This window comes from Streptomyces cylindrosporus, from assembly GCF_022698165.1.
GTDB classification, from domain to species: Bacteria; Actinomycetota; Actinomycetes; order Streptomycetales; family Streptomycetaceae; genus Streptomyces; species Streptomyces cylindrosporus.
In genome coordinates, this window is sequence record NZ_JALDAY010000009.1 from 456,889 (window position 1) to 477,664 (window position 20,776).

Here is a 20,776-nt window from a genome sequence, read left to right on the forward strand (position 1 = left end):
GCTCGGGAGCGGGCGGGACAGCCGATGGCCGTCCCGCCCGCTCGGTGATCCGTTCCCGAGACTACGCGGCGATCGAGGCGCTGAGCCGCGAGGAGCTCCGGTAGGTGGAGATGCCCACGGCCAGCAGCCAGTAGCTGAGGATCGCCCCCATCAGAGCCGTGGTGCCCCAGCCGTTCGCCGCGTAGAAGTGCGCGGGCGTGTTGCCGAAGAACAGGGACGGCACGAAGGCCAGGTTGATCGCGGCGAGGACGTAGGCCGAGCGGCCGATCCAGCGGGGCAACAGGCCCGTTCGGGAGACGGTGCAGCCCAGGGTGGCCAGGAACAGCCCCAGCATCAGACGGGAGATCGAGCCGTAGAGGATGTATGTGCCGTTGACCGTGATCGTCGGATCGATCGGATGGTCGGTGGCGATGACCGCGCCGGCCTCCAGTCCCATGGAGACCAGGGTGACCGTCGCGTAGACCAGCCCCGAGGCGAAGGCCAGCGAACCCGCCCACTCGTAGTCGGGACGGGCGCGCCGGACCAGTTCACGGAAGGCCGTCACGAACACGACCAGACAGGCCAGGGCGACGATCCCGAACAGCAGCCGGGCGAGCACGTTCGCGTCCGGCGGCGAGCCGGAGTAGACGAAGTACAGGGGCACTTCGACGATGAGCGCGGCCGCGGTGGCGATGCCGGCGGCGCCCGTCAGACGCCTGGCGAAGGTCTCGTTCATGGGTGTTCCCCCGAGTCCGTGAGATGGATTCCGCGTCGGTCCGTTCGCCGACGTCATGAATCCTTCCGGTCCCGGGGCCCGCCGTCCCTGGGCCTGAGGACCGGATCCAGGGTGTGCCCAGCACCACCCTCAGCCCAGGGCCTTGTCCAGGTTGAAGGCCGCGCTGATGAGCGCCAGATGCGTGAACGCCTGCGGGAAATTGCCCTGTTGCTCGCCGGTGTGGCTGATCTCCTCGGCGTACAGGCCCAGATGGTTGGCGTACGTGAGCATCTTCTCGAAGGCGAGCCGTGCCTCGTCGATGCGCCCGGCGTGCACCATGGCCTCGACGTACCAGAACGAGCAGATGGAGAAGGTGCCTTCGTCGCCGCGCAGTCCGTCGGGGCTGGCCATCGGGTCGTAGCGGTACACCAGGGAGTCGGACACCAGGTCGTGGGTGAGCGCGTCGAGCGTGGACAGCCACTTCGGGTCGGTCGGCGCGATGAACTTCGTCAGCGGCATCATCAGGACCGCCGCGTCCAGCACGTCGTCGTCCTCGTGCTGGACGAACGCCTGCCGCGACTCCGACCAGCCCTGCTTCATGATCCGCCGGTAGATGGTGTCCCGGCACTCGCGCCAGCGCGGCAGGTCGGCGGGCAGGCCGCGCCGGTTGGCCATGCGGATGGCGCGCTCGATCGCCACCCAGCACATCAGCCGCGAGTAGAGGAACTTCTTGCGTCCGCCGCGCGTCTCCCAGATCCCCTCGTCGGGCTGGTCCCAGTTCGCGCACACCCACTCCACCAGCGCGCACACGTCGTCCCACTGGTCGCTGGAGATGGGCTTGGCCCACTTGTCGTAGAGGTAGATCGAGTCGATGAGCGCGCCGTAGATGTCGAGTTGAAGCTGTTCGGCGGCCGCGTTGCCGATCCGCACCGGCGCCGAGCCCTGATGCCCTTCCAGATGGTCGAGTTCGACCTCCGCGAGATCGGTGCGGCCGTCGATGCCGTACATGATCTGCAGCGGGCCGGAGGGCTTGCCGTCGCCCGGACTGACGTGCCGGGTCACGAACTTCATGAACGCCTCGGCCTCCTCGGTGAAGCCGAGCCGCAGCAGCGCGTACACGCAGAAGGCCGCGTCCCGCACCCACACATAGCGGTAGTCCCAGTTGCGCTCGCCGCCGAGCTGCTCGGGCAGGCTGGTGGTCGGGGCGGCGACGATCGCACCCGTGGGCGCGTAGGTGAGCAGCTTCAGGGTGAGGGCCGAGCGGTGCACCATCTCCCGCCAGCGGCCACGGTACTTGGAGGCGGACAACCAGCGGCGCCAGTACGCGACCGTGGTGGCGAACTGCTCCTCGGCCTCCAGCTTCGCGCACCGGCGCGGCTCCACGTCCCCGCCGACCTGGTCGAGCGCGAACACCGCCGTCTCGCCCTCGGAGAGCTTGAAGTCGGCCCGCGCGTCCAGCCCTTCGGCCTCCAGCGGTACGGTCGCCGTGAGGGCGAGGGAGAGTTCGTCGGTCCGGAAGACCGCCACCTCGCCGGCCATGCGGACGGTGTGCGGCCGGGTGCCGTAGTCGAAGCGCGGCGCGACCCGGGTACGGAACGGGATGGAGCCGCGCACGCACACCACGCGCCGGATCAGCCGGTGCCGCTCGGCCTCCACGGCCCCGCCGTTGACGGGCATGAAGTCCTGCACCTCGCCGACGCCGTCCTCGGTGAAGAAGCGGGTGATCAGGACGTTGGTGTCGGGGAAGTAGAACTGCTTGGTCTTCGCCGGTACGGCCGCCGCCAGCTCGAAGGACCCGCCGCGCTCGGCGTCCAGGATCGCCGCGAAGACGCTGGGCGCGTCGAAGGCCGGGCAGCAGTACCAGTCGATGGTGCCGTCGGTGCCGACCAGGGCGACGCTGCGGAGATCGCCGATCAGCCCGTGCTCGGCGATCGGCAGATACCGGGGACCGGCTCCGGGGACGCCCTCGCCGCTCGCTTCAGTGCCCATCGCAGCCTCCCTGCCCCGACCCGCATCCCGCTCCCAGCCTAGGCGGGATCACCTTCGCGAGCGCGGGGATCACGGCAGTCGGTCCGCACTGTGTCAGACCGTGAGCACCTGGATCCCCGCCTCCTCGAAGCGGCGCACCGCCTCCGCGGTCGCCGCCGTGTCCGTCACGAGTGTGTCCACCGCTTCCGCGGCGCAGATCCGGGCGAACGCCCGCTGCCCCAGCTTGCTGGAGTCGGCCGCCACGACCACCCGCTCGGCCCGCTCGCACAGCAGCCGGTTGATCGCGGCCTCCGCCTCGTCGTGCGCGGCCGCACCGTGCGCGGCGTCGAAGGCGACCACGCCGAGCACCGCCACGTCGATCGTGATCTGCCCGAGCACGCCGTCCGCGAGCGGCCCGATGAGCTCGTACGACTGCGGACGCGCGACCCCGCCGGTCACCACGATCTTGAACTGGGGCCGCACGGCGAGCTCGTTGGCGATGTTGAGCGCGTTCGTGACGATCGTGAGCGCAGGCGAACCGGACGTCAGATCGCCGCGCACGGCGAGCGCCCGTGCCACCTCGGTCGTGGTCGTGCCGCCGGTCAGCCCGACCGCCTCACCCGGCGCGATCAGCTCCGCGACCGCCCTCGCGATCCGCTGCTTCTCGGACGCATGCCGCGCGGTCTTGTAGCGCAGCGGCAGCTCGTACGACACCCCGTGCACGACCGCGCCGCCCCGGGTCCGCACCAGCATCTGCTGCTCCGCCAGCTGGTCGAAGTCGCGCCGGATCGTCGCCGCCGAGACCTCCAGCTCGGCGGCCGCCTCCTCGACGTCCAGCCGGCCGCGCTCCACGAGCAGCTCCAGCAGCGCCTTCCAGCGGGCGTCCCGCGACATCCGCACTCTCCGATCCTCGCCCGTGCCTCGAACTCCCGGCGACCTTAGCGCACCCCGGTTGCTCTCGAATGCTTGATTGTGCTCGAAAGCTCGCTATATCTTGCAAGAAAGAGCAGATCGAGAAGCAGGTCAGAGAGGGATCCGGCATGACCCATGTCGAGGACGAGCTGATGACCCAGCCCGAGTGCTGGACCCGGGCCGCCGCCGAAGCGGCACGCCACGCCGGGGCACTCCCGGCGCCGGGCGAGCGCGTCGCGATCGTCGGATGCGGCACCTCGTACTTCATGGCCCAGTCGGCCGCCGCGCTGCGCGAGGGCGTGGGCCAGGGCGAGACGGACGCCTTCGCCGCCTCCGAGTTCCCGCACGGCCGTGCGTACGACCGCGTCGTGGCCCTGACCCGCTCCGGCACCACGACCGAAGTGCTGGAGCTGCTCGGCGAGTTGAGGGGACGCATCCGCACGACCGCGATCACCGCCGACCCGGACACACCGGTCATGACCGCCGCGGACGACGTCGTCGTGCTCGACTACGCCGACGAACGGTCCGTCGTGCAGACCCGGTTCGCCACCACCGCGCTCACCCTGCTCCGCGCCCACCTCGGCCTGCACACCGACGCGGTCGTCGCCGACGCCCGCACCGCACTCGCGACCCCGCTGCCCGAAGGGCTCGTCGGCTGCACGCAGTTCACCTTCCTCGGCCGGGGCTGGACAGTGGGCCTGGCCAACGAGGCCGGACTGAAGATGCGCGAGGCCTCACTCGCCTGGACCGAGGCCTACCCGGCGATGGAGTACCGGCACGGACCCATCAGCATCACGACCAGGGGCACGGCGACCTGGATGCTCGGCGAGGCACCCGAAGGGCTGGCCGAGCAGGTGCGCGAGACCGGCGGGTTGTGGGTGCCCGGCACTCTCGACCCCCTCGCCGAGCTGGTCCGCGCCCAGCGCCTCGCGGTCGCCGTCGCCGCGGCCCGCGACCTCGACCCGGACCGCCCCCGCCACCTCACCCGTTCGGTGATCCTGGCGCCCTGACGATCCCCGGCGCTCCGACGGTCCCTGACGCCGTCTCAAAGCCGCATCCTCGCAAGGGAGAAGCCGTGCCCCTCGTCACCACCGGCGAACTCGTCACCCGTGCCGCCGCCGCGCACTCCGCCGTCGCCTCCTTCAACATCATCACCCTGGAACACGTCGAAGCCGTCATCGCCGGCGCCGAGGCGGCCGACGCGCCCGTCGTCCTCCAAGTCAGCGAGAACGCGGTCAAGTTCCGCTACGGACGGCTGCTCCCGCTCGCCCGCGCCGCCGTCACCGCCGCCGAACGCGCCGCCGTACCCGTCGGCCTGCACCTGGACCACGTCCAGAGCGACGACCTGCTGCGCCAGGCGGCCGACGCCGGATTCAGCTCCGTGATGTACGACGCGGCCCGCCTGCCCTACGCGCAGAACCTCGCCGCGACCCGCATCGCCGCCGACTGGGCGCACGCTCAAGGCCTGTGGATCGAGGCCGAGTTGGGCCAGGTCGGCGGCAAGTTCGGCCAGCCGGCGCTGGACGCCCACGCGCCCGGCGCCCGCACCGACCCCGCCGAGGCCCGCGCCTTCGTCGCCGACTCCGGGGTGGACGCCCTCGCCGTGGCCATCGGCAGCACCCACGCCATGACCACCCGCACCGCCACCCTCGACCACGACCTCCTCAAACGCCTCTCGGCCACCCTCGACGTGCCGCTGGTCCTGCATGGCTCCTCCGGCGTGCCCGACGACGAGCTGGCCGCGGCGGTCGCGGGCGGCATAGCCAAGGTGAACGTCGGCACGGCCCTCAACATCGCGATGACGGGCGCGATCCGCGAGTTCCTCGCCGCTCACCCGGAGGCGGTCGACTCCCGCAAGTACCTGAGCGTGGGCCGGGAGGCGATGGCCCGCGCGGTGACCGGCATCATCACGGCCCTCGCCCGACCGCTGAAGGGCTCCGAACGCCCCTGATCACTTCTTGACGGCCTTCAGCACCACGAACTTCGGGTCGCTGGCGACCAGTTGACTGTTGCCGAAGAGCTTGCGCAGCTTCACGTGGTAGCCGAGGTGCCGGTTCCCGATTACCCACAGCTCACCGCCGGGCCGCAGCACTCGCTGCGCCCCGGCGAACATCCGCCACGCCGTCGCGTCGGTCGTCGCCTGGTGGGAGTGGAACGGCGGATTGTTCAGCACGAGGTCGACACTCCCGGCCGGCACCCCCGCAAGCCCGTCCCCGACCCGGAACTCGGCGTGCCCCGGCACCCCGTTCGCCTTGTACGTCGCCTCCGCCGAGGCCACGGCCTGGAACGACTCGTCCACGAACAGCACCTCGGCCCCGGGATCGCCGACCGCGACCGCCGTACCGACCACCCCGTTGCCGCACCCGAGGTCCACCACCCGCCGGCCACCACCGGCCGCGGGCAGATGCCGGAGGAAGAAGCGGGTGCCGATGTCGAGCCGGTCCGCGCAGAACACGCCCGCGTGGTTGACGACCGTGCGCCCCGAGACCGCGCCGATGCTGTCGGGCAGCGTGTAGGTGTACGGCCACGGGTTGGCGGGCCGCTCCAGCGCGGGGTCCGGGGTGCAGAAGATCAGCCGGGCCTTCTTCTCGGCCAACGAGGTGCGCGTCGGACCGAGGACGCGCTCGAAGAGCCGGAGCGTGGAGGTGTGGATCTCCTTGACCATGCCGGTGCCGACGACCACCGTCCCCGCGTGCACCGCGGGCGCCAGCCGCGACAGCTGGTCCTCCAGCAGCGCCAGGCTCTTCGGCACCCGCACCAGCAGCACGTCCACCCGCTCGGGCGGCGCGTCCTGCGTGGTCAGCAGCCCCACCGTGCCCGGCTCCACGCCACTGCGCGCGAGGTTGGCCTTCGTCGCCTCCTGCGCCAGGAACGAGTCCGTGATCTGCACCGGCCGCCGCCCGGCCAACGCCGTGACCAGGGCACCCCACCGGTCACCGACGACCACCACCGTGCCGTCCAGCGGCACCTTCTCCTCGGCGAGATGCCTGAGCACGTACTCGTCGGAGGCGTCCCAGGCACGCAGCCGGTCGCGCGGGTCCTCGGGGAAGCGGGCCAGATCGAGCTCGCCCCACGGCGTCGTCATACGGTCGTTCATCGTGCGTCAAGGCTAGCGGAGCCGCAGTTCAGACCCGGTCGGGCAGGATGGGCAGCGGCAACACGGGGCGTTTTCGCCGGCCGGACGGGCACCGTGCGGACGTACGGACAACGCGCTCCCGGTCAGCGCCCCGTAGCCCGTCGTAATCGCGGATCATGGGAGACTCGCCCTCATGAGCGGCAAGGCGGACCCCCGGCCGACGGGGGAAGGGACCACCTCGAGGACGCGGCTGGACCGGGGGCGCGGAGCGCTCGGGCCCGCGTTGGAGCTCGTGCACACCGGTCGCGCGCCCACCCGCGCCGTGCTCACCGCCGAGCTGGGCGTGACCCGCGCCACCGCGGGCGCGGTCGCCGCCGAGCTGGAGGCCCTGGGGCTGATCCGCGTCGACGCCCGGCCGGGTGCCGCCGCGGGCTCCCAGGGCAGGCCCTCCCACCGGCTGGCCGTCGCCGACGACGGACCGGTCGTGCTCGCCGCACAGGTGCACGCCGACGGATTCCGCGCGGCGCTGGTCGGCCTCGGCGGGCGGATCGTCGCCACCACGCCGGGCTGCGAGATCGTCGACGCCGACCCGGCGAAGGTCGTCGGCTCGGTCGTGGAAGCCGGCGCCGAGCTGCTGCGTTCGACGGGCCGCCGCTGCGTCGGCGCCGGACTCGCCGTACCCTCCGCGGTCGCCGAACCCGACGGCCTCGCCCTCAACCCCCTGCACCTGGCCTGGCCCGTCGGCGCGCCGGTCCGCCGGATCTTCGCCGAGTGCGTGCGCGCGGCCGGGATCACCGGACCCGCCTTCGCGGGCAACGACGTCAACCTCGCCGCCCTCGCCGAGCACCGGCACGGCGCCGGCCGCGGCGCCCGGGACCTGCTGTGCGTGGCGACCGGACACCGGGGCGTGGGCGGCGCACTGGTCCTCGACGGCCGTCTGCACACGGGCAGTTCGGGCCTGGCCCTGGAGGTCGGCCACCTCACCGTCAACCCCGAGGGCCGCCCCTGCCACTGCGGCAGCCGTGGCTGCCTCGACGTCGAGGCCGACCCGCTGGCCCTCCTCACCGCCGCGGGCCGCGCGCCCGGCCCCGAGATGTCCCTGCTCAAGCAGGCCGACGACCTCGTCCGCAACCACTACGACGACCCCGTGATCCGCGCCGCCACCGAGGCCCTCATCGACCGCCTCGGCCTGGGACTCGCGGGCCTGGTCAACATCCTGAACCCCGACCGGATCATCCTCGGCGGCCTCCACCGCACCCTCCTCGAAGCCGACCCCGAGCGCCTGCGGGCCGTCGTCGCCGACCGCAGCCTGTGGGGCCAGAGCGGCGGCGTCCCCATCCTGGCCTGCACCCTCGACCACAACAGCCTGGTCGGCGCGGCCGAGTTGGCCTGGCAGCCGGTCCTGGACGATCCGCTGGGAGCACTCACCTGAGGCTCACGCCACGCCCCAGTCAGGCACCGGCAGTGGGCGTCGGCGCCGGCCGGCTCTCCTCGACCGCCGCACGGAGGTGGCGGACCGCTTCCCGCACCGCGTTGTCGGCGAGATTGCCGTAGCCGAGGACCAGACCGTGGTCGGCGTGTTCGTCGGTGGCGTGATAGGCGGCGAGGTCGGCGACGCGCAGTGACCGGCGGGCCGCCGCGGTGACCACGGCCGCGGTGTCCACCCTGGTCGGCAGCCGGAGGATGAGGTGGAGGCCCGCCGCGATGCCGGAGACCGGAGCGCCGGGGAGCTCGTCGGCGAGGGCCTGGACGAGGGCGTCGCGCCGCTTGCGGTAGCGCTGCCGGCAGGCCCGGAGGTGACGGTCGTAGCCGCCCGACTCCAGCAGCGCGGCGAAGGCGAGCTGATCGACCGTCGAGGGCTGGGTCGCCGCCTGGTCGGCCCGGTGCAGGTGAGCGGTCCAGCGCGGCGGCGCCACGATCCACCCGATGCCGAGCGCCGGGGACAAGATCTTGCTGAGCGACTTGAAGAGGATCACACGGGAGGGATCCATGCCCTGCAGGGCCGCCACCGGGCGACGGTCGTAGCGGAACTCCGCGTCGTAGTCGTCCTCCAGCACGACGCCGTCCACCTGCCGGGCCCAGTGCAGCAGGGCGGCGCGCCGCTCGGGAGCGAGCACGCTGCCGAGGGGGAACTGGTGGGCGGGAGTCGCCAGTACCGCCCTGAGCCCCGGACGCCCGGCCAGCTCCTCGGTGCGCAAACCACCGCCGTCCGCGCCGATCGGCACCGGATCCAGGCCCGCGGCCCGGATCACCTCACGCAGCCGTGTCCAGCCCGGCTCCTCGCAGCCCACCGCGATGATGCCCTCGGCGCGCAGCGCCCGGCACACGCGCCGCACTCCGTCGGTCACGCTCGTGCACACCGTCACGTCCTGCGGCGTCGTCGAGACGCCCCGGGAGCGGCCCAGGTACTCCGCGAGCAGCCGCCTGAGCCGGAGGTGACCGCCGGACGGGGGATAGCCGAACTCCGTGTACGCCGCCGTCGTCACCTGCGCACGGACGGCGTCGGCCCAACGGCGGCGCGGGAACGCGCGCAGATCCGGCAGGCCGGGTGCGAGGTCGAAACGGGCCACGGCCTCCTGGCGGGCCACCGGCTGCCGCCCGTCCGCGTCGGACGCGTTCGACCAGCGCACCCGGGTGCCGGAACCGGTCTGCGCCTCCAGATATCCCTCGGCGACCAGCTGGCCGTACGCCTCGGTCACCGCCCAGCGCGAACAGCCGAGGTCAGCCGCCAGCTGCCGGCTGGGCGGCAGAGCGGTGCCGACCTCGATCCGCCCCTCCCTGATCGCCGCCCGCAGCGCCCGCTTCACCCGCTCGTGCAGCAGGCCCTCGCCGGACCGTCCCAGGTGCAGCAGCAGGTCGCCCGCCAGATTGGTCTGTGATTCCCGCATGCCATTGGACAGTAGCAGCGAGCCATTCCTTCGTAGCGTCGACCACGACGGCACGGCGACCGGCCGGTCGGCATCGCCAAGCACATGGAATCGCCCATCACATGAAGGAGACTGCCGTGACTCTCGTCAGGCGCTCACTGCCCGCTCAGACCCACCCGCTGTTCCGCGCCGTGTTCGACGACTGGTACGCCAGGGCCGGCGCCCTGTCGGCGCTGCCGGACGCGCCGGTCGTCCCGGACGAGCCCCGGCGACGCCGGTTGGTGATCCGCGGCGGCCGACCGGCACGGCGCATCCGCACCGCGGAGGTACTGAGGACGCCCGGCGCGTGCCCCGAGTAGGCTCCGGGACATGCGGATCTCCGTCTCCTCCGACATGGACGAACCCGTGGCGCGCGCCCTCGTCGCGGAACTGACCGGCCGCGGCCACGAGGTCGTGACCCACGGTGCGCTGAGTCCCGGCGACGACCCGCAGTGGGCCGTGTGCTCGGAGGCCGCGGCCCGTGACGTCGTCACCGGCGCCGCGGACCAGGCCGTCGTCTGCTGCTGGACCGGCACCGGCGCGTCCATCGCCGCGAACAAGGTGCCGGGCGTACGGGCCGCTCTGTGCACCGACGCGTACACCGCGGACGGCGCCCGCCGCTGGAACGACGCCAACGTGCTCGCCCTCAGCCTGCGGCTCACCTCCGAGCCGCTGCTCAAGGAGATCCTCGACGCCTGGTTCGCGGGCGAGGCGAGCGAGGACGCGGAGGACCGGGGGAACGTAGAGCGCATCGAGCGGCTGGATCTCGGGAAAACCACTCGCTGACCAGGCGTTCCCGCGCTACTGGCAAAGGCTCCACAACGCCGCCACCAGCGGCCTGCGCAGATCCGCCCGCCGTACGCACAGCCCGATCGGGAACGGCTCCGGCGCCGGATCGGCGGGCACGACCTCCAACCGCTCGCGCACCGCGCTGTGTTCCAGTACGAGCCGGGGGACCACGCCCGTCCCGCAGCCGAGGGCGACCAGCGTCAACAGCCCCTCGTGGCCGTCCGGTTCACAGGCCGGCTCGGGTGTCGTGCCGCGCGCGCGGAACCAGCGGTCGGCGGCTTCCCGCACCAGCCCGCGGTGGGGGAGGACGAACGGTCCGTCGAGACCGGGATCCGGGCGGTCCCGGGCCGTGACGAGGACCAGCTCGGTCACCGCCACCGTCCTGCTGACCAGGGGTTCCGGCAGCCGCGCCGGGATCCCCGCCACGGCCGCGTCCACCTCGCCCTCGTCCAGCCGGGCCAGCGCGGCCGCCGCGTCACCGGTGCGCAGATCCAGCCGTACCTGCGGATGCGCGGCGCGGAAGGGGGCCAACAGGTCGGGCAGCAGCGCCTGGCAGGCCGTCACCGTGGCGAACAGCGCCAGACGGCCGGTCAGTTGGGCCGGGTCCGGGTGCTCCTCACGGTAGGCGCGCCACAACTCCCTTGCCTGGACGGCGTATTCACGGAAGCGGTGCCCCTCCGCCGTCAGCGACACCCCGCGCGGCCCCCGCTCGAACAGCCGGTGCCCGAGGTCCGCCTCCAGCCGCTGCACCGTCCGCGTCAGCGTCGCCGGACTGACATGGCAGTCGAGACTCGTCCGCCCGAAGTTCAGCGTCTGCGCCAGATGCAGGAAAAGCCTCAGCTCCCGCTGGTCGTCACGCACCCGCCCACCTGGCCCTTTCACTTCCCGCAACGGCACGCTGCGCAAGTTGCGCTTGCTGCAACACTCGCGCGGAGCCTACAACTCGACCATGACCTCCACCACGTACACCTCCCGCGTCTTCCCCCTCGAAACGATGGAAGTGCCCGGCGGCACCGAGACCATCCTGCGCGGCGGCCGGCACCTCTTCCCGCTGCTCCCGCGGGCGTTCGCCGGGGTGCGCCGCATCGGTGTGATCGGCTGGGGCCCGCAGGGCCGCGCCCAGGCCCTCAACCTGCGCGACTCCCTGGCCGGTTCGGGCATCCGGGTAACCGTCGGACTGCGCCCGGGATCCGCGTCCGCCGCCGACGCCCGCGCCCACGGCTTCACCGAGGAGGACGGCACACTCGGCGACTGGCTCGCCGTCGCCGCCGACAGCGACCTGCTGATCCTGCTCATCGCGGACGCCGCCCTCGCCGCCCACCACCAGGAGATCTTCGCGGCCCTCCAGCCGGGCGCGGTCATCGGCCTCTCGCACGGCTTCCTGCTCGGCCATCTCCGGGAAACGGGCGGGGAGTTCCCCGCCGGACACGGAGTGATCGCCGTCTGCCCCAAGGGCATGGGCGACTCCGTGCGGCGCCTCTACCAGCAGGGCGAGGAGATCAACGGCGCGGGAATCAACAGCAGTTACGCCGTCCATGCCGACCCCGACGGACGGGCCACCGACCTCGCGCTCGGCTGGTCGGTCGCGCTCGGGTCGCCGTACACCTTCCGCACCACGCTGGACAGCGAGTACCTCTCCGACATCGTCGGCGAACGCGCCATCCTGCTCGGCGCCGTGCACGGCATCGTCGAGAGCCTCCACACCCGCTTCCGCCTCGCCGGTGACGACGAGATCACGGCGTACGAACGCTCCTGTGAGAACATCACCGGGCCGATCGCCCGCACCATCTCGCACGCGGGCCTGCGCGCGGTGCGCGAGGGCCTCGACACGGCCGGCCGGGACGTCTTCGACCGCGCGTACACGGCCACGTACGGGCCCGCGCGCGAGCTCGTCGCCGAGATCTACGACGAGGTCGCCGACGGCACCGAGCTGCGCAGTGTGATCCTCGCCGAACGGCGCCTGGGCAGCCGCCCGATGAGCGAGATCGGGGGTTCCCCGATGTGGTCGGTGAGCGATCGCGCGCACGCCCGCCGCGCCGAACAGGCCCTGCCCGTCGAGCCGTTCACGGCCGGCGTGTTCCTCGCCACCATGACCGCGCAGATCGACGAGTTCGCGGAGCGCGGGCATCCCTGGTCGGAGATCGTCAACGAGTCGGTCATCGAGGCCGTCGACTCGCTCCTGCCGTACATGCACGCCCGCAACGTCGCCCACATGGTCGACAACTGCTCCCGCACGGCCCGCCTCGGCGCCCGCCGCTGGGGTCCCCGCTTCCAGGCCGCGTACGAGCAGATCGCCTACCCCGCCGCCGAACGCCCGGCGGACGAAGCCCTGTTGGCGGCCTTCGACGGCCACCCCGTGCACGAGGCCCTGGCCGCGGCGGCCAAACTCCGTCCCTCCGTGGACATCTCGGTCGCCTAGGTCCGTTGTCAGTGGCGGGCGCTAGCCTGCGCGCATGATCGAGACGACCGACGACCGCGCCTTTCCGCCCGCCCTGGCCGAGGTGGCCCGAGTGGAGTTCGAGTACGAGGAGGACGGGGGCGTCGACTTCGAGCCCTACGACGCCTTCGACTCCGCCGAGGAGACCACCGACTGGCTGCGCAACTGGACCGGCAACCACGAGCTCGACGGCGCCGCCTACCGGGTCTTCGGGCAGGACGGCACTGGCGGTCTCGCCGCGCTCTGGCTCGCCCGGCCGGGGCTGCCGCTCGCCGAGCAGCCCGTGGTGTTCCTCGGCTCGGAGGGCGAGCGCGGTGTCGTGGCCGGGAACCTCTCCGACTTCCTGTGGGTGCTGGCCGACGGCGTGGGCCCGCTGGAGATCGTGGAGTTCGGGCAGTACGAGGGCCGCCCGAACGCGGCACTGGCCGAACTCGCCGAGCGCCACGCGACCACCCCGCGCCGCACCGCCGACGAGATCGTCACCGAGGCGCAGGCCCAGTTCCCGACGTTCTCCGAGGACATCGACGCACTCTGCCGCTGAACTCCGCCCGCCTCACCGCCAGTCGGCGGCGAACGCCCGGCCGGGGTTCTCGGTGAGGACCCGGTCCACGAGTTCCTCACCCAGCTCCAGCGCCAGCCTCGGGCGGACTCTGCGCAGCAGATACGGCATCCCGGGGCCGCCGTCGACCGAACGGGCCCCGGCGACCACGGTGTCGCCGCCGAGCAGCAGCCGGTCCCCGTGACCCGCGTCGGCCAGCGCGCGCACGGCGTCCGGCATCCGCCAGTCGGTGGCGTGATGGGCGCGCGACGGACCGTCGAACGCCAGATAGGCACCCGCCTCGGCGGCCTGCCGCTGGATCACCGGGTCGGGGGAGCGGTTGAGGTGCCCGAGCACCACCCGACCCGGCTCCACCCCCAACCTGCCGCACAGCAGGTCGAGTACGTCGAGCGCCCCCGTGCCGTGCTCCAGGTGGACGGCGATGGTCGCGCCCGTCGCGTGATGGGCCTCGGCCGCGGCCCTCATCGTCCAGCGCGCATGCTCGTCCAGCGCGTGGAAGCCGCCCGCGACCTTGATCAGCCCGGCCCGCACCCCCGACGTCCCGATGCCTTCGGTCAGCTCCGAGACGAACACCTCGGCGAGCCTGCCGCGCACCTCTTCGAGCAACTCCGGTGTGTAGTGGGCGGCTTGGTGCAGCCCGGTCGCGCAGACCAGGTGCACTCCGGCCGTCCGGGACAGCGCGGGCAGATCGGCGGCCCGCCGTCCCATGCCGTACGGCGTCCACTGGACGACACTCCCGCCGCCCACCGCACGGAACGCCGCCAGCTCCGCCCGCGCGGCCGACGCGTCGTTCAGCTCCTGCCCGGGCAACTGCGGGCTGCGCAGGAACAGATGGTCGTGCGCGTCGCACACGCCCAGCTGCTCCGGCCGCACATCCCCCAGCACCGTACGGACCGCACTCACCACTGCCGCCCCCGCGGCAGCCGGTCCCGCCCCGGCGCGGACAGATGCAGCACCTGGAACACGTCCCCGTCGGCCTTGGGCGTGTCGTGCTCCCAGAGCGAGAAGTGCACCAGCTCCCAGCGGCTCGTGTCCACGGCCGCCGCGGCGAGCACCGCCCCGTCCGCGCCGGCCAGCCGCTCGGTCTCGCCCGCCGCCCGCGCCGTCACATCGGCCAACTCCACGCCGTCCGGTACGGGTTCACGCCGCCGCACCGCGAACCGCGCCGAGCCGCCGACGGCGCCGCCCTCCTCGTACGCCAGACCCGTCCACTGCCGCACCACCGGCCGCCCGAAGTCGTCGCTGAGCCGCTGGAAGGCGCCGCCCCACAGGAACGTGTTCATGCCTTCCACGGTGTTCCAGAGGTAGAACGGCGCGTACTGGTTGACCGGCGAGCCGAACCGCCCGCGCTCGCGCAGCAGATACGACTTGGTGCCGAGGCCGTCCCAGTCGTCCAGGAGGTGGCCGATGCGGGCGACGCGCTCGCGGATGATTCCGGTGTCGTAGTCGGCGGGCAGGGTCAGCTCGTACTGCATGGCGTGCATCCGATGCCTCCTCAGGCGGGATGGTCCTCGGGGCCGACGTGCGCGTCCCACTCCGCGGTGGTGCCGTCCTCGGCGGCCTCGACGACCGCGAGATGCGTCATGAAGGTGCGCGGCCCGGCGCCGTGCCAGTGCCACTCGCCCGGCTCGATCCACACCGTGTCGCCCGCCCGGATCACCTCCGCGACACCGCCCTTGCGCTGCACCAGCCCCTCGCCCTCCGTGACGTACAGCACCTGACCGTGCGGATGCCGGTGCCAGGCGGTGTGCGCGCCCGGCGCGAAGTGGACGCTGAACACGCGCAGCCGGGACGGAGCCGCGGGCGCCGCCACCTCGTCCAGCCACACCTGGCCGGTGAAGTTCTCCGCCGGACCCTGCCGGGTCTCGGAGCGGGTCCTCGTGATCTGCATGTACGGGTCTCCTATCGCGGGGCGAGCAGGGAGAGCAGTCCTCGGACACCGGCGTCGAAGGCGGCGGGGGAGCCGGAGGCACGCGCGAGGACATAGCCTCCTTGCACGGTCGCCAGGACGGTCGCGGCGATCTCCTCGCCGTCCAGCGAGGGCGCGAACTGGCCCTGCTCCTTGCCCTCTTCGACGATCCCGGCGATCAGCTCACGGATCGCGTCGAGCGTCTCGTCGACCGGCGCGCGCAGCTCCTCGCTCGCGACGACGTCCGGATCCATCGTCAGCCGCCCCACCGGACAGCCGCGCAGCACATCGCGCTCCCGCAGCAGATACGCCTCGATCCGCTCGTACGGCGTCCCCGGCCCGCCCAGTACCCGCTCGGCGCCGGCCCGCAACTCCTCGGCCGTGCGCCGGATCGCGGCCAGCGCGAGATCGGGCTTGCCCTTGAAATGGTGGTACATGCTGCCCTGGCCGGCACCCGCGCGCTCCAGGATCGCCTTGGGGCTGGTGCCCACGTACCCGCGCTCCCACAGCAGCTCACGGGTGGACTCGATGAGTCGGTCCGAAGTGCTCATGACGTCACTGTACATACTAGTAGTTACAGAAGTCGAGCCCGTGGGGAGCAGCGCGAACGCCCCCGCCTACTCCCCGGGAGGTACGCGCACTGCCGCTGGCCGTACGACGACCCGGACCCCTCCCCGGCGCGAGTCTCGAGGCATCACCACCGGACCCACTCAGGAGATGACCCGAGATGCAGACCCTCGCAGACTGGAACGGCGGCCCCGGCCCGTGGATCCTCTTCTTCCCGCTGATCTGGGCGGCCGTCGTGATCGGCGTCGCCAACGTGCTGCGCCGCACGGTGTGGCGCGGCCGGCGCGGACCGTGGCGCGCGATGGACGACCCCCGCCCGTCCGGCGACTCGCCCCTCGCCGTACTCGGCCGCCGCTTCGCCTCCGGCGAGATCGACGAGGACGAGTACTGGCGCCGTCTGTCCGTCCTGGACGAGCAGTTCGGCCGGAACGTGGGCAAGGGCGGTGCGGCATGACCGCCACGACCACCGTGCGGACGGCCGCGCGCGTCGTCGACGCCGTCAAGGTGTACGGCCGCGGCGACACCGAGGTGAGGGCCCTGGACGGGGTGAGCGTCGACTTCCCGGCCGGCCGCTTCACCGCGATCATGGGGCCCTCGGGCTCCGGCAAGTCCACCCTCATGCACTGCGCGGCCGGTCTCGACACCCTCACCTCGGGCGCCGCCCACATCGGCGACACCGAACTGGGCGCACTCGACGACCGCCGCCTCACCCTGCTGCGCCGCGACCGGGTCGGCTTCGTCTTCCAGGCCTTCAACCTGGTGCCGACCCTCACCGTGGCCGAGAACATCACGCTGTCCCTGGACCTCGCGGGCGGCAGGGGCGACCCGGAGTGGCTCGACGCCCTGATCGACGTCGTGGGCCTGCGCGACCGCCTCCACCACCGCCCCTCCGAGCTCTCCGGCGGGCAGCAGCAACGCGTCGCCGTGGCAAGGGCGTTCGCCGGGCGGCCGGACGTCGTCTTCGCCGACGAGCCCACCGGCAACCTCGACTCCCGCTCCGGCGAGGAGGTCCTCGGCCTCCTCGGCCGCGCCGTGCGCCAGACCTCCCGCACGGTCGTCATGGTCACCCACGACCCGGTGGCCGCGGCCCACGCCGACGAGGTCGTGTTCCTCGCCGACGGACGCCTGGTCGACCGGATGGAATCCCCGACCGCCGACAAGGTCCTGGACCGCATGAAAGCCTTCGAGGTGCCCTCATGAACGCAGCCGTACGCCTGAGCGTGTCCTCCCTGCGCGCCCACAAGCGCCGCTTCGCCGGTACGTTCCTCGCGGTCTTCCTCGGTGTGGCGTTCCTGGCCGGCACCCTGGTCATGGGCGACACGCTGCGCGCGAGCTTCGACACCATGTTCGGCGACGCGACCAGCGGCACGGACGCGGTGGTCCGCAGCGCGGACACCATCACCACGCCGGGCGAGAGCCAGGGCGTACGCCAACCGGTCCCGACGACGCTTGCCGACACGCTCGCCAAGGTGCCGGGTGTGGCGGCCGCCGAGCCCGACATCGAGGGCGCGGGCCAGCTCGTCGGCAAGAACGGCAAGCCGATCGGCGGCCAGGGCCCGCCCACCCTCGCCGGCAACTGGATCACCGACCCCGAGCTCAACCCGTACCGCCTCGCCGAGGGTCGGGCCCCGCGGAAGTCCGGCGAGGTCGTCGTCAACCGGGGTGCGGCCAAGAAGGGCGACCTCGCGCTCGGCGACACCACGACCCTGCGCACGCCCGACCCCGTCAAGGTGACGATCGTCGGCCTCGCGACCTTCGGCGGCGAGGACGGCATGGCCCAGGTGACCTTCACCGGCATGACCCGCGCCGACGCCGAGAAGTACCTCACGGCGCGGCCCGGCGAGGCGGCGAGCATCAAGGTACGGGCAGGTCCCGGCGTCGGCGAGAAGGCGCTCGTCGACCGCCTGACTCCCGTCCTGCCCAAGGGAGTCGAGGCCATCACCGGCCAGGAGTCGGCCCAGGAGAACACCGACATGATCTCCAGCCAGTTCCTGAACGTCTTCACCACCCTCCTCCTGGTCTTCTCCGGCATCGCCCTCCTGGTCGCCACCTTCTCCATCCACAACACCTTCGCGATCGTCATCGCCCAACGCACCCGCGAGAACGCCCTGTTGCGGGCTCTCGGCGCCTCCCGCCGCCAGGTCACCGCGACGACCCTCGTGGAGGCCACCGGCGTGGCCGTGACCGCCTCCGCGGCGGGCCTGGCGGGCGGCATCGGCATCGCTGCCGGCCTGCAGGCACTCTTCCCGGCGATCGGATTCCCCTTCCCCGACGGCGACTTGGTGATCAGCGCCCTGTCCATGGCGCTCCCGCTGGCCGTCGGCATCGCGGTCTGCCTCGGTTCCGCGCTCCTCCCCGCCGTACGAGCGGGCCGCACCGCCCCCTTGGCGGCCCTCCGCGAGACGGCCGTGGACACCTCGGCGGCCTCCCGCACCCGAGCGGTCACCGGCCTGGGCATCGCGGCCCTCGCCATGGCGATGACGCTCAGCGGCGTCCTCGTCTCACCGTCCCTGTGGACGGCGGCACTCGGCGCCGTCCTGGCCCTGGTGTCGTTCGTCGTCCTCGGCCCCGTCGCCTCCACGACCGCGGTCCGGGTCCTCGGCGGCCCTCTCGACAAACTCCGGGGCGTCACAGGCGGCCTGGCCCGCCGCAACGCCCTGCGCAGCCCCAAGCGGACGGCGGCCACCGCGAGCGCCCTGATGATCGGCGTGGCGGTCGTGTCGCTCTTCACGGTCTTCGGAGCCTCCCTCAAGGCGACCATGGACCAGACGGTCTCCCGTTCCTTCGCGGGCGACGTCGCCGTGAGCACCCCGTCCTTCGGCGCGGGCGGAAGCGGCCTGAGCCCCCGCCTGGCAGGAGCCGTCCAGCGACTGCCCGAGGTCGACACGGCGGTGGGCCTCGGCCGCGGCGTCGCCGAAGTCGATGGCAGGGGCAGGGCGTTGACGGTCACCGACCCGGTCGCCCTGGAACGCACCTTCGACCTCGGCAAGGTCGACGGATCACTCCGCGACCTGGGCACGGACGGCCTGGCCGTCACCCGCACCGAAGCCGAGAAACAACACCTCACCACCGGCTCCAAGGCCCAACTCGCCTTCACCGACAGCAAGAAGGAGACCTTCACGGTCCGCGCGGTCTACGGCCGGTCCGAACTCGCCGGCGACTACGTCATCACCCGCGCCGCCTGGGCCCCGCACCGCACCCAGGACGCCGACACCCTGGTCGCCGTCTCCTTCAAGGATGGCGTGGACACCGCCACGGGCAAGGCGGCGGTGCAGAAGGTCGCCGCGCAGTACGGCAACCCCGAGGTCCAGACCCGCGACGAGTACGCGCAGTCCTCGGCCGGCGGCATCGACATGATGCTCACCCTGGTCTACGCGCTGCTCGCCCTCGCGGTCCTCATCGCGCTCCTCGGCATCGCCAACACGCTGACCCTGGCGATCCACGAACGCACCCGGGAACTGGGCCTGTTGCGGGCGGTGGGCCAGACGCGGCCCCAACTGCGCGCCATGGTCCGCTGGGAGTCGATCCTGGTGGCCGCCTTCGGCACCGCGGGCGGCCTGGGCCTCGGCGCCTTCCTCGGCTGGGTCCTGGTCAAGGCCTCGGACGGCGCGAGCGACTCGGCCTTCGCCTTCGCCGTCCCACCCGTACAACTCCTCATCGTGGCACTGGTGGGCCTGACGGCAGGCGCCCTGGCGGGCCTGCGCCCGGCGAGGCGGGCGGCACGCCTGGACGTACTGCGAGCGATCGCGACCGAGTGAGCCGTCACGGCTTTGCGAGGACCGTCACCGCCCGATCAGCCTGCGACGGCCGACCGGGCGGGAGCATGGGCGGTCCGGTGGGCGTCGGCCGCGTGGTCGACGTCCACGAAGCGGTGCGCGGGCTTGTCCGCCGTACGGCGCAGCGGCCGGGCCGGCGTGGCGGCGGCCGGCGAGGACGTCGGCAGCGTGAACCACACGACCTTCCCCGACTCGCCGTCCGGCCGTACTCCCCAGCTCTCGCTGACCGCGGCCACCATGGCGAGCCCGCGGCCGCTGGTCGCGGAGGCCTCCACGTCCCGTACCTCGGGCAGCCGGGGGTCGTGGTCGTGCACGGAGACCGTGAGCCGGTCCAGCAGCAGCTCGATCTCCACGGTGCACATCTTGTCCGGTTGGGCGTGCCGGTGGACGTTCGTCAACAGCTCCGTCACACCGAGCGCGGCCCGGTCTATGAGGGGGTCCATATGCCAGTAGCGCAACTGCGCTGAAAGGATTCTGCGGACCTGGCCGATCCGCGACGGCAGGGCTTGGAGCTCCACCGTGCAGTGCCTGCTTGGGTGACTGGTCACGGCTGCGACTCCCCGACTTGAGGTCCGGAAGAACACGGAGTTCGGATCCAGCAGCGTGCCGGTCGGAATACGGCCGCCTGCTGTCGTGCCCGGCGGGCTGGTTCGCAGCGTTATCGCCGGTAAACCCAGAGTGACGTGAGACCAGCGTGACCCAGGGGGTGCGGTACCGCAACTCGCGACCGCCTCCGTCCGCCCCGGCGCGCCCCGTCCCGCCGTCCGCGGCGCCGCTCAGCCCCCGCGCCCCGCGGCCCTGCGCACGGCCTCGATGAACCGGCTCGCGGCCGGCGGCCCCGGCTCGCCCGGCGCCGGATCGTGATCGCCCAGGGTCAGCGTGTAGCGCTTGCCGTTGAGGTCCGCCAGCGCCCGGTCCTCCGGGGCGAACCAGGGCTTGGACGCCCGCACCGCCTGCACCGGCGCGCTGTCGATCTCGGTGCCGTAACTGGTGAGCAACGCAAGCCTGCCGTCGCTGATCCGGACCTGCCCGGCCCGGGTGAGCGATCGCAGCCGTTTCCCGATCCGCACGCCCGTGGCCGTGAACTCCGGCTCCGCCATGCCGCCCGCCCCCTCGTACGCGTCCGGTGCACCGGCCGTACTCCCTCGTGGGTCGTCGGCCGGCGTGTGTCGTGATCCAGTGT

22 protein-coding genes are annotated in these 20,776 nt (G+C 72.6%); 10 read left to right on the top strand and 12 right to left on the bottom strand.

Going from position 1 to position 20,776, the window contains the following annotated elements:
- Positions 1-61: 61 nt before the first annotated feature.
- The 3 genes from MQP27_RS30410 to MQP27_RS30420 all read right to left on the bottom strand — a co-directional run bounded on the left by MQP27_RS30410 (position 62) and on the right by MQP27_RS30420 (position 3,556).
- Positions 62-715, bottom strand: a complete 654-nt coding sequence (locus MQP27_RS30410) for a hypothetical protein (protein ID WP_242769165.1) — start codon at positions 713-715, stop codon at positions 62-64.
- Positions 716-844: 129 nt separating this feature from the next.
- Positions 845-2,683: a glycoside hydrolase family 15 protein gene (locus MQP27_RS30415; RefSeq protein ID WP_242769166.1), complete on the bottom strand. Its 1,839-nt coding sequence runs from the start codon at positions 2,681-2,683 to the stop codon at positions 845-847.
- Positions 2,684-2,776: 93 nt separating this feature from the next.
- Positions 2,777-3,556, bottom strand: coding sequence for a DeoR/GlpR family DNA-binding transcription regulator (locus MQP27_RS30420; protein ID WP_242769167.1), 780 nt, complete (start codon positions 3,554-3,556; stop codon positions 2,777-2,779).
- A gap of 146 nt (positions 3,557-3,702) precedes the next feature.
- Between MQP27_RS30420 and MQP27_RS30425 the strand changes: the two genes are divergently transcribed.
- Together MQP27_RS30425 and MQP27_RS30430 are read left to right on the top strand one after the other, a co-directional pair.
- Positions 3,703-4,584, top strand: a complete 882-nt coding sequence (locus MQP27_RS30425; RefSeq protein ID WP_242769168.1) for an SIS domain-containing protein — start codon at positions 3,703-3,705, stop codon at positions 4,582-4,584.
- A 65-nt stretch (positions 4,585-4,649) separates the two neighbouring features.
- Positions 4,650-5,525: a class II fructose-bisphosphate aldolase gene (locus MQP27_RS30430; protein ID WP_242769169.1), complete on the top strand. Its 876-nt coding sequence runs from the start codon at positions 4,650-4,652 to the stop codon at positions 5,523-5,525.
- Here the strand turns inward: MQP27_RS30430 and MQP27_RS30435 are convergent, their stop codons facing one another.
- Positions 5,526-6,659, bottom strand: coding sequence for a methyltransferase (locus tag MQP27_RS30435; protein WP_242769466.1), 1,134 nt, complete (start codon positions 6,657-6,659; stop codon positions 5,526-5,528).
- A gap of 184 nt (positions 6,660-6,843) precedes the next feature.
- On the opposite strand from MQP27_RS30435, the gene MQP27_RS30440 reads away from it, so the two are divergent.
- On the top strand, positions 6,844-8,082 hold the full coding sequence (locus tag MQP27_RS30440) for an ROK family protein (protein WP_242769170.1): 1,239 nt from the start codon (positions 6,844-6,846) through the stop codon (positions 8,080-8,082).
- Between the two features lie 19 nt (positions 8,083-8,101).
- Here MQP27_RS30440 and pdxR read toward each other — a convergent pair whose 3' ends face one another.
- Positions 8,102-9,538 (bottom strand): MocR-like pyridoxine biosynthesis transcription factor PdxR, encoded by a 1,437-nt coding sequence (gene pdxR, locus MQP27_RS30445; RefSeq protein WP_242769171.1) that lies wholly within the window; start codon positions 9,536-9,538, stop codon positions 8,102-8,104.
- A 116-nt stretch (positions 9,539-9,654) separates the two neighbouring features.
- Here pdxR and MQP27_RS30450 point away from each other — a divergent pair, with 116 nt between their 5' ends.
- Positions 9,655-9,876, top strand: a complete 222-nt coding sequence (locus tag MQP27_RS30450) for a hypothetical protein (RefSeq protein ID WP_242769172.1) — start codon at positions 9,655-9,657, stop codon at positions 9,874-9,876.
- Positions 9,877-9,886: 10 nt separating this feature from the next.
- On the top strand, positions 9,887-10,342 hold the full coding sequence (locus MQP27_RS30455) for an RpiB/LacA/LacB family sugar-phosphate isomerase (RefSeq protein WP_242769173.1): 456 nt from the start codon (positions 9,887-9,889) through the stop codon (positions 10,340-10,342).
- A 15-nt stretch (positions 10,343-10,357) separates the two neighbouring features.
- Here MQP27_RS30455 and ilvY read toward each other — a convergent pair whose 3' ends face one another.
- Entirely contained in the window at positions 10,358-11,206 is an 849-nt protein-coding gene (ilvY, locus tag MQP27_RS30460) for an HTH-type transcriptional activator IlvY (RefSeq protein WP_242769174.1), read from the bottom strand.
- An 88-nt stretch (positions 11,207-11,294) separates the two neighbouring features.
- Between ilvY and MQP27_RS30465 the strand changes: the two genes are divergently transcribed.
- Both MQP27_RS30465 and MQP27_RS30470 read left to right on the top strand, forming a co-directional pair.
- The gene (locus MQP27_RS30465; protein ID WP_242769175.1) at positions 11,295-12,764 is read left to right on the top strand and encodes a ketol-acid reductoisomerase; all 1,470 of its coding nucleotides are present in this window, start codon (positions 11,295-11,297) and stop codon (positions 12,762-12,764) included.
- A gap of 34 nt (positions 12,765-12,798) precedes the next feature.
- Positions 12,799-13,323, top strand: a complete 525-nt coding sequence (locus MQP27_RS30470) for an SMI1/KNR4 family protein (RefSeq protein WP_242769176.1) — start codon at positions 12,799-12,801, stop codon at positions 13,321-13,323.
- 12 nt (positions 13,324-13,335) lie between these two features.
- Here the strand turns inward: MQP27_RS30470 and MQP27_RS30475 are convergent, their stop codons facing one another.
- Genes MQP27_RS30475 through MQP27_RS30490 form a run of 4 tightly spaced genes read right to left on the bottom strand, consistent with a single transcriptional unit; the run spans position 13,336 to position 15,801 of the window.
- Positions 13,336-14,244, bottom strand: coding sequence for a phosphotriesterase family protein (locus MQP27_RS30475; protein ID WP_242769177.1), 909 nt, complete (start codon positions 14,242-14,244; stop codon positions 13,336-13,338).
- A complete protein-coding gene (locus MQP27_RS30480; RefSeq protein ID WP_242769178.1) occupies positions 14,241-14,825 on the bottom strand; it encodes a DUF4865 family protein in 585 nt (194 codons plus the stop codon). Before MQP27_RS30480 ends, MQP27_RS30475 begins: the two co-directional genes overlap by 4 nt.
- 11 nt (positions 14,826-14,836) lie before the next feature.
- On the bottom strand, positions 14,837-15,232 hold the full coding sequence (locus MQP27_RS30485; RefSeq protein ID WP_242769179.1) for a (R)-mandelonitrile lyase: 396 nt from the start codon (positions 15,230-15,232) through the stop codon (positions 14,837-14,839).
- 11 nt (positions 15,233-15,243) lie between these two features.
- On the bottom strand, positions 15,244-15,801 hold the full coding sequence (locus MQP27_RS30490) for a TetR/AcrR family transcriptional regulator (protein WP_242769180.1): 558 nt from the start codon (positions 15,799-15,801) through the stop codon (positions 15,244-15,246).
- A 176-nt stretch (positions 15,802-15,977) separates the two neighbouring features.
- Here MQP27_RS30490 and MQP27_RS30495 point away from each other — a divergent pair, with 176 nt between their 5' ends.
- Genes MQP27_RS30495 through MQP27_RS30505 form a run of 3 tightly spaced genes read left to right on the top strand, consistent with a single transcriptional unit; the run spans position 15,978 to position 19,575 of the window.
- Entirely contained in the window at positions 15,978-16,271 is a 294-nt protein-coding gene (locus MQP27_RS30495) for an SHOCT domain-containing protein (RefSeq protein ID WP_242769181.1), read from the top strand.
- Positions 16,268-17,017, top strand: coding sequence for an ABC transporter ATP-binding protein (locus tag MQP27_RS30500; RefSeq protein WP_242769182.1), 750 nt, complete (start codon positions 16,268-16,270; stop codon positions 17,015-17,017). The genes MQP27_RS30495 and MQP27_RS30500 overlap by 4 nt, the downstream gene beginning before the upstream one ends.
- Positions 17,014-19,575, top strand: coding sequence for an ABC transporter permease (locus MQP27_RS30505; RefSeq protein WP_242769183.1), 2,562 nt, complete (start codon positions 17,014-17,016; stop codon positions 19,573-19,575). The genes MQP27_RS30500 and MQP27_RS30505 overlap by 4 nt, the downstream gene beginning before the upstream one ends.
- A 35-nt stretch (positions 19,576-19,610) precedes the next feature.
- Here the strand turns inward: MQP27_RS30505 and MQP27_RS30510 are convergent, their stop codons facing one another.
- Entirely contained in the window at positions 19,611-20,141 is a 531-nt protein-coding gene (locus tag MQP27_RS30510; RefSeq protein ID WP_242769184.1) for an ATP-binding protein, read from the bottom strand.
- 228 nt (positions 20,142-20,369) lie between these two features.
- Positions 20,370-20,693 carry a hypothetical protein gene (locus MQP27_RS30515; protein ID WP_242769185.1) on the bottom strand — a complete coding sequence of 108 codons (324 nt, stop codon included), beginning with the start codon at positions 20,691-20,693 and terminating at the stop codon, positions 20,370-20,372.
- Between the last annotated feature and the right edge of the window lie 83 nt (positions 20,694-20,776).